Origin of the sequence: Kolteria novifilia, assembly GCA_007748055.1 — a bacterium.
GTDB classification, from domain to species: domain Bacteria; phylum Planctomycetota; class Planctomycetia; order Kolteriales; family Kolteriaceae; genus Kolteria; species Kolteria novifilia.
The window spans coordinates 7380711-7393050 of record CP036279.1 but is presented as its reverse complement, the minus strand read 5'-3'; the positions used below and the strand labels follow the sequence as shown (position 1 = coordinate 7393050).

The following is a 12340-nucleotide window of genomic DNA, read 5'->3' as shown; positions in this document are numbered from 1 at the left end:
CTCGTCCAACGTCCGAACCTTCGTCCCTGGCAGTCGTTGGCAGTCCGTTGATGGAAGCCGGCAGCGCGTCGATCAACGGACCGCTAGCAGTCCTGATCGGCAAGTTCGTTCGATGACATCTCGGCCCTCAGACCACGCGGAAATGTGCTGAATCAGAGGTGTGTCCCGCATGCCCACGGCGAGCGTGGGCAGGCACTCAAGACTCATTTAGGGAATGAACTGACCAAACGGGACACTAGACGAGAGGAAGCGAACCGTCCATGCTCTTAGAGATCGCTCAGATGGGTCAACCTGTCCTCCGCGCCGTCGGCGGGGAGGTTGATGTCGAGACCATCCGCACGCCGGAGTTCCAAGCCTTCCTCGATTCGATGATCGAGACGATGCACGAGGGGCACGGGATCGGGCTGGCGGCGCCGCAAGTCTTCAAGAGTTCGCGGATCTTCGTCGCCAACATCATGCCGATGCCGACCGAGAAAAGCGACGGCGGGGTCGAGGTCTTCATCAACCCGAAGATCCTCGGCTTCTCCGAAGAGGCTTCGGGAACGTGGGAAGGGTGCCTGAGCATCGAGGGGATTCTCGTCTACGTCACCCGTCCGTTGGGCATTCAAGTCGAGTACCTCGATCGCCACGCGGAACAGAAGTCGATGGTGATTGAAGGTTACGCCGCGCGGGTCTTCCAGCACGAGTTCGATCATCTCGACGGCATCCTCACCCTCGACCGCGCCGAGGACACCCGCGACATCATCATCGCCACCGAGCTCGACGCCGCCCAAGAGGACCGTCGCCGCCGGGCCCAAGCCAGCGATGAGGAGGAGGATGCGTAGAGCGACGGTTCAACGGCGGCGTGTTACCTACCGTCCTCCCTGGACGTAGATCTTCAAGTTCGGTTTCGCCTGCGACAGTTCAGTAGCAGCTTCCTGGGTAACCTTTGTGCCGTGCAGTCTCAATTCCCGTAGCGAAGGGGCCTTTGCAATCTCCGCGAGAGCGGCGTTCGTGATGTCCGCATCGCGAATGGAAAGAGTGGTAAGCGAAGACATCGTCGAGAAGACGGCGGAACTCTCGTCGGTGATACCTGTCCACCACACTTCGAGGGAACGCAAACCCGAGGCCCGTCCTTGCGAACGGGCAGCACGCGCCGCGACGGCCTGAGCGACACCGCGAAGATCCTCGTCGTCGAAGGATCGCCCGGTAAAGGCCAATGTCGTGAGCGATTCGAGATCCGCGAGCGATGACCAGTCCTCGACCTCGGTACCGCGAATCCACAGCATTCGTAGTCGAGGAAGTTCGCTCAGGGACTCCAAGCCCTCCGACGTGATCCTGGTACTATCAAGCCACAACTCCTCCAAGCGTGGAAAGGACCGAAGTTGGGCGAGGCCCGCATCGGTCACCCGTCCTCCGCCAAGGCTGAGAGACTTGAGGTTCGACAGCGACGACAACCTACGCAGCGTCTCGTCATCGGACTCGTTCTTTACGCCGAGGCCGTCGCAACTCCGAACGCGATGAATCAGCTCCAATATCTCTTCGCGTGGCACAACGGAGTAGCCGAGATAGATCTGACGCGATCGGGAGGCGAATAGTCGATGCAGCGGCGCCCTGCCGGTCAAGACATCGATCCAAGGGGCGGCCGGAACAACCTCGTCGTTCACGTTCACCCCGAGTCGTACCAACTGATCGACCGCCGCCTCCTCGCGGTTGTATCGGTACAGGCTCATCCCGAACAACAGGGCGAAGAGAACGAACGGCACGTAGACGAGCAGCCGAGGATGCCGGAGAAGTCCTCGCATCAAGCCTCCGCCAGGCCATCGTCGGCGACCATCTCGCGTTGTCGTCGCGTCGGCGGACATGATGCCTCCTCCGTTGCCGCGGTTGGTGGGCCAAGGCCCACCCTACGATGGGAAACCTCCGCCAAGATTGTGGTCTTGCGTCACTCGTGTCAGGCAATGGCCTAACCTACGGGAACACGGGGGTTCCCCTCTCCCCGTGGGAGAGGGGTTAGGGGTGAGGGGGTTCCCATTCGCGAGCAAACCTTGAGTCACGGAGCCGGAATGTCCCTCATCCGTCTCGCCTCGCTCGCCAAGCTTGTGGTCTTGCGTCACTCGTGTCAGGCAATGGCCTGACCTACGGGGAGCGGATGGCGCAACCGGCTCGGTCGGTGGGGAACATCATCGTCCCCGCGTGCCCACGGAGACCGTGCGCATGGCACCTGGCACTGTACATCAGGACCGACGAATTGGTTCTCGAAGCCCACGCTAGAAGAGACGATTATAACCGTTGAGGGCGGCGACGCGATAGGCTTCGGCCATGGTGGGGTAGTTGAAGGTTGTGTTGATGAAGTAGAGCAGGGTGTTGGCACTGCCCGATTGCGACATGATCGCTTGGCCGATGTGGATGATCTCGGCCGCGTGGGCGCCGAAGCAGTGGATCCCCAGCAGCTCGAGCGACTCGCGATGGAAGAGGAGCTTGAGCATGCCGACGTCTTGCCCGGTGATCTGGCCTCGGGCGATGTTGCGAAACAGGGCGCTGCCGACCTCGTAGGGGACGTTCTCCTCGGTGAGCTTACGTTCGGTTTTGCCGAGGGAGCTGATCTCCGGACTGGTGTAGATGCCGGTCGGGACTTCCCGGATCAGGGCGTACTCCGCGTGCCCCGTCGCGCAGTGAATCGCGACGAAACGCCCCTGCACGTACGCGGCGCTCGCCAACGAGGGCCAACCAATAACGTCGCCGACGGCGTAGATGTGTGGCAGCGCCGTTTGAAAGCACTCGTTGATCTCGATTTGGCCACGGGCGTTGATGCCGATGCCCAGGTGCTCAAGCCCCAAATTGTCGGCGTTGCCGGTACGGCCATTGGCCCACAGCAGCGCCTCGGTCTTGATCTGCTTGCCCGACTTAAGGTGGAGAATGACCCCATCCTCGACTCCTTCGACGCGGTCGTACTCCTCACCGTGCCGAATGCGGATGCCCATGTCGCGCATGTGGTAGGCCAGCGCGTCGATGATCTCGTCGTCGAGAAACTCGAGCAGTTGCTTGCGGGTGTTGACGAGGTTGATCTGCATGCCGACGTATTTGAGCATCGTCGCGTATTCGCAGCCGATGACGCCGGCGCCGTAGATGCTGATCGTCCGCGGGGTCCAATTGATGTTCAGCAGCGTATCGCTGTCGAAGATGCGCGGATGGTTAAAGTCGACGCCCGGCGGCCGGTAGGGACGCGAGCCGGTCGCGATCACGAAGGCATCAGCGCTGATCACCTTCGATAGTCCGCTCGGCTCGGTCACTTCGAGTCGATTCACGTCGATGAAGCGGGCATTGCCACCCCAGAGGTCGACGCGGTTGCGGTTGTAGAAACTCGAGCGCATCGAGACCTGTTTCTCGATCACCGACCGAGCGCTCTCGCGCAGCTCGGGAAGCGTGAGCTGAACGTTCATGCCGCGGCCGCGAAAGATCGGGCTGGAGTTCACCTCCGCCATCTGGGAAATCGACCAGCGCAGCGCCTTGCTGGGGATCGTCCCCCAGTGGGTGCAGCCGCCCCCGATCTCGATATGCCGCTCGACCATCGCGACCGACTTGCCATCCTTGGCGGCTTGGATCGCGGCCCCCTCGCCACCGGGGCCGCTGCCAATCACGATCAGGTCGTAGTGGGGTTCGTTGCCGAACATGCCGTGGGCTCTTTTCCGAGTTCTTTCACTTGCTTGCTCAAGGCCAAGAGATCGTGCCACGTCGGGCGCGACGCCGGCTGTGATACGAAATCGACCAATCCGCGGAAGCTAGCGTTTCACGCCTCTTCGCGCTGGGCCCGCCACTGGGCGATCCGCGTCGCGTCGGTTGCGCGGTCCTTCTCCATCTGCTCGCGCAAATGACGTTTCTGCTCCGGGGTCGCGAGCGAGAACATCGTGGTATTGGTCATCGGGGTGAAGGGACGCACGACTTTGCCCGCGACGACTTCCGCCAGGTAGAGCGTGCGGTCTCCCGTCTCCATCCGCTCCTCGACCCGGCACTCCAGCCACGCGGGAGCGTCCGACAGAATCGGGCTCCCCGTCTTCCCCTCCGTGTAGGCCCGCTGCGAGAGCTTGTCGGCGTGATGCCCCGAACGCATTCCGAAATCGGCGATGAGATCCATCTGATCATCGCCCACCAGGTGTAGGGCGAAGGTGTCACTCGCCTCGATGAGCGACCACGTGAAGTGGTGATTCGCGAGGCCGATCACGACCCGAGGCATCTCGGGGACAATCGACGCTTCGTTGACGAAGGTCGCGACGAGCCCGCCGCGGCGATCCTCGTCCGCCGACGTCACCAGCCAGACGGGCACCTCGACCTTGCCAAACACCTGTTCAATCACGGTTCTCTTCCTCTTCTTGCTTCGCTCCTGCATTCTATCTATGAACTCGTCGCGTCCACCAAGCCGAGGGAGTCCCCATGACGACCGATTCCGACGCAATCTGGTCCCCTCGGCGCCCCTCTACCCTCTTGACGGCTCCCGCCGTGACGGTCCCCGCGAGGATGCGGCGGATGTGGGATTGGTCGAGCGCCCGACTCGAAGATCTCGCGGCACTCTTGGCCGAAGCGCAACTCCCCGAGGAGGTCGTGACGATCGCCGTGGTCGGGTCGCTCAGTCGACGGGAAGCGAGCCACCATTCCGATCTCGATCTCCTGGTGATCGTCCGCGACTCGCCCGATCGCCACCCCGCCGAGGCCAAGGCGTTGCTCGCAAGCATTCAGCAAAGGCTCTCCCCCGTGACGCTGGCGGAGTCCGATCCGGTCGGGATCTTCACCACGCCGATCGACGAGCGATCGCTGCTCGATCGGACGACGCTCGGCCAGATCGACGAGGCCCCCGCGGTCTTCGGCAAACGATTTCATCTCTTGCTCGAGGGCATTCCCCTCAACGGCGCCGAGGCGTATCAGCGGCTCGCGCACGGCGTGGTCGATCGCTATCGCGAGCGGGAGACGATTGAGGGGAATTGTTGCTGGGCGACGCTGCTCGATGACTTGGTGCGCTATCACCGTAGCCTTTCGCTACGGGCTCGCTGGCGGCGCGATGGGCGTGCCAGCCCCGCGATGCGAATGATCAAGTTCGCCCACGCACGTCGCCTTTCCTACGCGGGATTACTTGCGCTCCTTGCCGAGTCCTCCCTGCGGGAGCCACGCCACGTCGACTGGCTCGCGGCGCATCTTTGGCGAACTCCGCTGGAACGTCTCGCCCTGATCCACGAGGCGACGAGTGACGACGGACTGAACGAGATCCTGACCCTCCACGCCAACTACCTCGATCTCATGGCCAACCCCGAGGTGCGCGAGAGCCTTCACGCGAAGGACTCGGACAAGGACGAGTCAACCGGTAGTGATCACCAGCGTGAGTTGCTCGCCAACGGCGTCGCGCTGGCCGAGCGGTTGCAGCGGTTCTTTCTCCGCCATGGAGAGCGTTGGGGAACGGCGTTCGCGTCGTCTTGGTGGATGTGAAGGCTGGTCCAAGGGCGAATTCTTCGCGGTGGAACTCTCAAACGCAGCGCGAACGACGTATCAGGGGGTGAAAGAGTGTTTCTCTTCTTTTAGGAGGAAGAATCATGACGCTCTGGAGTAACTTCATCGACTTTCTGCGTCCGTTCGACGAACTTGAGCCCGAAGAGACCAACAAGGTCGACGAGGATCTTGAGTCGAACGACCCGTAGCGCCCGTTCCCTCTCGCGAACGGATCGGACGCCTGTCAACGATCGGAACGCGAGGCAGATGAGCACCAAGTCACCCACCACGGGCATCTCGCCCCCCTCGCGTTCGCTCCTTTTCCTGCTGTTGATTCAACGCTGGTAAATCGGCAGGTAACCGTTGTCGAGTTGCAGGATCGTCAGGTTCAGCGACGTCGTGTAAACGGGGCCGATATAGCCTTCGGACCAACTACCGTTGGCCTTTTGCTTCTTGATGATAACGTCGAAGATGCCCTTGCGGTAGCGGTCCCACTTGTCGTCGCCCTGGCGATAGACGACTTGCGAATAGTAGTAGTGGGCGTAGTGCCAGTGGCCGTAGGATTGCGATCGTCCGCTGGTCGGTCCGAGCGTCTTGTCGGCGTAGTCGATCAGTTTGGCGACGATCGGATTGTCGTACTCGCCTCCACTATAGAGACACGCGACCGCGGCCGCGGTGATCGGCGGTCGAGCCGAGCCGCTGGTCTTGAGACTGTAGCGAACGCCCCCGGTCGCCGGATCGGTGCAGCGTTCAATGTACTTGATCCCCTTGTCGACGATCTCCTTGGGCACGCCGATGCCGGCATTGCGACACGCGCGCAGTGACTGCATCTGCGTGATCGTCACCGAACCCTCGTCGAAGCCATGCCCATCACGAGCCGAAACGTAGCCCCAGCCACCATCGACCGTTTGGGCCTTGCCCGAGAACTCGACCGCCCGGCTAAGGACCTCGATCAGCCGCCGGCGCCGACTCACGTCCTCCTCCTCGCCGAGGATCTGCGAGAGAAAGAGCATCGAGAAGCCGTGGCCGTACATGTATCGCCCATCGAGCTGGGGATGCCCGATCAGCCCGTTGGGTTGCACTTGGTCGAGGAGGTAGCCGATGGCCGCTTGGACATTCTCGGCGTAGCGGCCTTGCATCGCGGTGTTGCCATCGAGCAGTAGCGCCATCCCGGCCAACGACGTCATCGCGACCGGGTACATGCCGCCGTCGGCCTCCCAGCGTCCACTGCGCGCTTGCACGTTCGCGAGGTACTTGAGCCCGCGATCGATCGAACGGCGCTGATTGGTCGTCTGTGTCTTGGCGGCGGCCGAGCTCGCTCCCAACCCACCGGCCAAGATAGCCCCCAGCGACCACGTAAAACCTCGGCGCGTGATCACGGCTTCGGCTCCTTCCCGCTCTCCGGCTTCATCGTCGGCGGCTTCTGAAACAGATCGCCGAGTTGCTTGATCGAATCGATCCAACCGCGTGCCGCCTCGACCCGCTTCTCCTGCTTGGCCATCTCGCCCGAGAGAAGATCGACCCGCACCGTCACGTTCCACGAGCGAAGCTCCATCCAGCGTTTGGCGGCATCGTGCGCCAGTTCCCCGAAGGAGGTGTACTCGTCGTACTCCTTGTCGGCGAGTGTTGAACCGTCCTTCTTCGACAGAATCTCGACGCGGGTCGCAAGCTGTCGCGTCCCTCCGGGATGCTCCTTGATTCGGCTCTCGAAGACGAAAAGGATCGGCAAGTCGACGCGCGGCCCGACGATGACGGTGCGTCCCTCGAGCTTGCGGTCCCAGAGCCGAGTCCCATCCTTCTTGTCGTAGGCCCTCAGCGGACCGTTGACCGTCGCCACTTCCAGATTCGCCGTCGGGTGCATGTAGCGCACGTGGTTGCCGAACCGGAAATCGTGGGCGACGTAGTAGTGATCGTCATCGGAGAAAACGTTGATGACGCGAACTTTGCGAAGGTCGTCCTTCTCCAATCGATCCTCGAGGATCAATTCCCCGCTGTGGCGATCGAGGACGGTGAGCTTGCCTTCCGGCGCGAGGACCGCGAGGAAGTGCTCCCGACCGAGAAAGTAGCGCGACGTCCTGGGGAACTGATGGGACCAGACCTCTTCCCGCAGCCAGGGATCCCAAAGTTGGACCTCCAGATGATCCGCGGTCGACGTCGTCAATAGCATGTGCCGACCGTGAAAGTCACGGCGACTGACCAAGCGGCGGTCCTTCTCGTCTCGGCGTAGCACCGTCCCGTCGCGGGTGCTGTAAACGGTGGCGCTGCCGTCACGCGCCATGATGAAGAGGACTTCCTCGTCGCCGAAGACCGTCACCCCATCGGGGAGGTCTTTCCGGTACCACAAGTCTTCCCCGGTGAGCGAGTCGACAACGATCAGCTCCTTCCCGGAACGAATGCAAAGGAAGCCCGGCCCCGACGGTCCCAAGACCGGTATCGGCGGACGCGACGAGCTGTTGGGCGCGAACCAGGACTGGGTCCGCCGCCGATCCTTGTCCTCCTTCTCGTTGGGACGACTTCCGATCGTGGCGACGCGAGACCAAAGCTGCTTCTTCTCCAAGCCGGAAAATGCATAGATCTTCGGCGAGATGCTGAAGAAGAAGAGGTGCCCGGTGCTCTCACACTCGATCGTGTTGTTGTTCCAATTGACGACGCGCGGCATGTCGATCTTCGCCTGCCAGTGCGTCTCGCCGGTGCGTCGATCAAGGACGTTCAGTTGGTACTTGTTGAGATCGAACTGAAAGTGCCGGTCGTCGTAGAAGGGGAGCGTCGTCTCCTGGGTGCCCAGGAAGCGGTGGGCGCGCATCGCGCGGGTCTTCTTCGTCACGGTGAGTCGTGCCCCGCTGAACTCCCCCCAGTCGAGTCGCTTGGGAGGCTGGTCGCGGTGCCGCTGGAGAAAGGTCGCGTGCATCTGGGCGCCACTGGAACCGTCCCCGAGGGGAATCTCGGGGTAGCGACTCGCGAGCATCTGCTGAAAGTGCCGCGCGTCCTCGATATGCCCATGTTCCTCGGCGATCTCCGCCAGCGAAGCGACCGCTTCCGCCGCGAGCCACTTGTCCTCCGAGGCGGCGGCCTCGAGATAGTACTGCTCCGCCTCGGTCCATGCCCCCCGCTTCGCCAACCGGTCCGCGAGCATCAAACTCGCCTGGTCTCCCATCGGCAAACCGGCGAGTTCGAACGCTAGCTGCTTGATCGGCTCGATCTCGCCACCGAGCCCGCGCGGCGCCGCGTCGTCGCGACTGGTGTTCGCGAAGAGCCCGAGCCCGTCGTCAAGATCGCCACCCAGCTGATCCGCCAACGCGGGGAGGTGGGACAGGTCCGTCCCCGAGTCCCTGATCGGACGTTCCCCGCGGTCGAGTTCGCGCAGCAACACGCTGCCGAGTCGATCTTGAATCTGTTGGCGCCTTGCGACGTCGGCGCCGTCGTGGAGTCGCTTGAGGAACGCACGTACCCAGGTCCGCTGGGAACGTCCCAAATCCTTGTCCGCCTCGACGATGGGGCGATCGAGCGGCAGTAGCTTGTGGTGCTCGACGGCGTCGAGCGCTTCGTGATCGTTGCCGTGCAAGCGGTGGAACTCCGCGAGAAGACGGTAGTAGATCCCTTCGTCGGCGGCGCTGGCGGTGTAAGGCAGGAGTCGATCGACCAAGAGGGCCGCGACGTCGGCGTCGGCCAACGCCTCCTTGCCGGCGATGTCAAACAGAATGGACCGAGCGGCGAGCTGCGCGCTGGAGACAATGCCCGACTCGAGTGCTTGGAAGAGATCCCGCACCGCGAGGGAGGCTTTGTCGTCCGCGAGCCGAAGATGGGCCCGCCAGAGCAGCCCGTCCGGGTCGTTGATGTTCCGCGCAAGCCGTTCGCTGACATCACGATCAACGTCATGCCGCCACGGAAGGGTTTCGAGTCCTTGGATCCCGGTCGCCAAGAGCCCGTGAGACGAGACGACCAGATTGCCGAGCGGAGGTCGGCCACGCCCGCTGGAGAATTCCCGTTGGACGCCCTTGGCCAATTCGACCGTCGCGATCCGTCCATCGTAGAGCGGAACCAGGTAGTCGCCGCCGACGAACGCCCCTCGCCCGGAGAGCCGAGGCAGTTCGACAACCCACTGCTGCTTGCCGTCTTCGATCCCGATCGCCCGGAGGTAGTTCCGTCCCGCGAGGACGAGAAGCTTCTTCCAGCTTCCCGCCACGAAGATGTCATCCTTGCGTTCGATCCGCCAACGCAGTTCGCCGGTGTAGAGGTCGAGGCAACGCACCGACTTTCCAGTCGGCGCCGTCACGATGACCGAGTCGTCGACCACGAGCGGCCCATCGGTCGCCGCTCCGGTCGATGGTGGCGGCAGCATCGCTCCCGTATGACTGCGCCGGCCGCGATGAATGCTGTCCTCGGAATGGGCATGGTGCCAAAGAACTTCCTGGCTGACCGGATCGAACGCCGCGATACGGAACAGATTCGTCTGGCACAAGAGCAGCCCCTTGGCCGCGATCGGCGTCGCCAACTGGGAGCGCCGAAACGAATCGTTGTCGACGCGGAACTCGGCAGTCGCGATCGGCTGGCTCCAAAGCTGTGCGCCACTGGTCGCCTCGACGCAAAAGAGACGGATCTCCGAACGCGATTCCCCGAGCAGGTAGAGCTTGCCGTCGAGCGCCAGCGGCGGGCCGTAGTAGTACGCCGGCTCGAGTTCCCGATCGGCCCCGACTCCCTTGGGCGGTTTGAGGCTCCACGCGGTCTCTCCGGTCGCGATGTCGACCGCGACGAGGCTCGTCGGCCCCGCCGGCATCTGCGGATTGAGTGTCAGGTCGTCGACAAAGAAGACGCGTTCGCCGTCGGTGGTCAAGGTGCCGTGGACGCCGTTGGCCACGAGCGAGAAGTAGAGCAACCACGGGCTCAACGACCCGTGCCGCACCTGCGGCGAGGTCCTTGGCGGCTCGTCGGTGACGATATGGCTACGCACGTACCAGCGTTTCTTCCCGGATCGGGAATCGAACGCCCACACGCCGCGAAAATCACGGAACAGGACGACGTCCCCCACGACGAGGGGCCGGCTTTCGGTCACTGTGAGACGTCCGCCATTGGCGTTCATCTCCAGGATCGACTCCAGGCTTTTCTCGAGCTCATCGATCTCGGTCATGGGATGCGCCCACGTCGGCGAAAGCAACGGCACCAGCTCGTCGACTTCCGCTTCCGGGGCGCCGGCGCGCGAACGGCGATTCAGGTCCCCCGCGGCTCCCAACACCCGATCGAGTCGTCGACTCTCGCCCCCCAACCGAAGTCGAGGCTGGCCGATCGCGTCGACCGCGAAGCGAGCCGGTTCCTGCTGCCCGACCAGCACCAGCGCCGCGGCCCGCTTGGCACGCATCACGTCGGTCACTTCATCGCGATGAATGGGACACGCTAGCAAGCGATCGAGCAGGTGAACCGCGAGACCCGGCTGGCCGACATCCAGATGAAAACTGGCGAGATGATTGGCCGCCTCGAATCCCGAGCGAGTGAGAAAGAAACGCCGAACGACTTGAGCGACGCTCACGGGATCGTTGCGGGTGAGCGCCTTGCGAAGAATGGCGGCGGCTTGATCTTCGTAGTGACGGCGATACTCGGCGACGAAATCGGGGCCACTCTCGATGATCTGTCTCTCCGTCGCCTCGGCGACGCTCAACCAGCGACCATCGTCGAGTTCGACGTATGAGTTCTCGGGCTCATCCAAGACACTCTGGAGCAGCGAAAGAGCCGGTCCGCCGCGGTCCTCCTCAATGAGCCGGCGAGCCTCGGCCAGTCGGCGGCGCGTCGCTTGGTCGGTGGCGTGGCTGGTCATCTCCGGAACGGTTGGCTTGGCCGGTGCGGAGAACAACTTCTTGATCAAGCCACCGACGCCTCCCGCCGCTTGGTTCTTTGGCTGAGCGCCCCGCGCGGCTGGAGCCGCGAGAGCAAGCATCAACGTCATCCCCGCGAAACACGCGCCACACCAGATCACTGCCCGCCGCTGCCTCTCTCCTCGCTTCTGCTCCCCCTTGTCCAAGGGGGAGATAGAGGGGGTCTCTTTCTCCTTCACCGACGCGTCGCGACGACCCGAAGCGGGAAACTCCGACCCCGCTGCCGTCTCCCCTTGGACAAAGGGGGACGCAAAGGTCTCCCCTTGGACAAAGGGGGACGCAAAGGTCTCCCCTTGGACAAAGGGGGACGCAAAGGTCTCCCCTTGGACAAAGGGGGACGCAAAGGTCTCCCCTTGGACAAAGGGGGACGCAAAGGGCTCCCCTTGGACAAAGGGGGAGTTGGGAACGAGGCGCATGAGATGAGAAACGGCTCGGCCGAGAGCGTGATGCGCGGCTGCCATCAGTCGCCGGTGACTCGAAGGGCGCATCGCGTTGTGATCCATGGAGGTTTCCTCACGGCAAGCCCGCGAACAAATCGGGGAACGCCCCGCGTCGCGCCAAGCTCCGTTCCAAGAGTCGGCTCGGACGTCGGCTGGTCACCGGCACGTTCTGTCGACGCAGGCCGACTCGCACCGGCGATGGGCATGCGGCTCACTGTCGCTGAGTGAAGGCGCGTACCCTTCAACTTTCCCAACTCCACCGAACGAAGACAAGCCCGTTCCGGGACGCGCCGTCACCAAACGACCCAATTCACGGCCAACAAAAGACGCCCCGTCGACGCGCGAACATTCCGACGCATGCCACCGTCTTCCATTGTAGACCAATCGGGATGTGGGGATTCGGATGCATGTGCCGTCGTTTGTCCGAATTCCTCTTGCCACGGTGGTTCGTTTTCTGGCAGATTGATGCCAACGGGTCGCGCTCACGCGGTGCGACGGGCTAGAGGCCCGTGAAGAGGCCGGAGCTGGTTACCGGTCGAAGCGGGGAGTTCTAGTAGAAAGGAGGTGGTCCAGTGGATTATG

Annotated in this window: 7 protein-coding genes; 2 read left to right on the top strand and 5 right to left on the bottom strand. The window is 63.0% G+C overall.

Going from position 1 to position 12340, the window contains the following annotated elements; translation table 11 throughout:
- Positions 1-260 precede the first annotated feature (260 nt).
- On the top strand, positions 261-824 hold the full coding sequence (def, locus tag Pan216_RS27105; protein WP_145263204.1) for a peptide deformylase: 564 nt from the start codon (positions 261-263) through the stop codon (positions 822-824).
- Between the two features lie 27 nt (positions 825-851).
- On the opposite strand, the gene Pan216_RS27100 is transcribed toward def, so the two are convergent.
- The 3 genes from Pan216_RS27100 to Pan216_RS27090 all read right to left on the bottom strand — a co-directional run bounded on the left by Pan216_RS27100 (position 852) and on the right by Pan216_RS27090 (position 4333).
- On the bottom strand, positions 852-1784 hold the full coding sequence (locus tag Pan216_RS27100) for a leucine-rich repeat domain-containing protein (protein WP_419193060.1): 933 nt from the start codon (positions 1782-1784) through the stop codon (positions 852-854).
- A gap of 465 nt (positions 1785-2249) precedes the next feature.
- The gene (sthA, locus tag Pan216_RS27095) at positions 2250-3653 is read right to left on the bottom strand and encodes a Si-specific NAD(P)(+) transhydrogenase (RefSeq protein ID WP_145263200.1); all 1404 of its coding nucleotides are present in this window, start codon (positions 3651-3653) and stop codon (positions 2250-2252) included.
- 116 nt (positions 3654-3769) lie between these two features.
- On the bottom strand, positions 3770-4333 hold the full coding sequence (locus Pan216_RS27090) for a flavin reductase family protein (protein ID WP_419193059.1): 564 nt from the start codon (positions 4331-4333) through the stop codon (positions 3770-3772).
- Positions 4334-4410: 77 nt separating this feature from the next.
- Between Pan216_RS27090 and Pan216_RS27085 the strand changes: the two genes are divergently transcribed.
- Positions 4411-5454: a nucleotidyltransferase domain-containing protein gene (locus tag Pan216_RS27085; protein ID WP_145263196.1), complete on the top strand. Its 1044-nt coding sequence runs from the start codon at positions 4411-4413 to the stop codon at positions 5452-5454.
- Between the two features lie 335 nt (positions 5455-5789).
- Here the strand turns inward: Pan216_RS27085 and Pan216_RS27080 are convergent, their stop codons facing one another.
- Both Pan216_RS27080 and Pan216_RS27075 read right to left on the bottom strand, forming a co-directional pair.
- Positions 5790-6833 (bottom strand): prenyltransferase/squalene oxidase repeat-containing protein, encoded by a 1044-nt coding sequence (locus tag Pan216_RS27080; protein ID WP_419193058.1) that lies wholly within the window; start codon positions 6831-6833, stop codon positions 5790-5792.
- Positions 6830-11821 (bottom strand): outer membrane protein assembly factor BamB family protein, encoded by a 4992-nt coding sequence (locus Pan216_RS27075; RefSeq protein ID WP_145263194.1) that lies wholly within the window; start codon positions 11819-11821, stop codon positions 6830-6832. Before Pan216_RS27075 ends, Pan216_RS27080 begins: the two co-directional genes overlap by 4 nt.
- Positions 11822-12340: the final 519 nt, after the last annotated feature.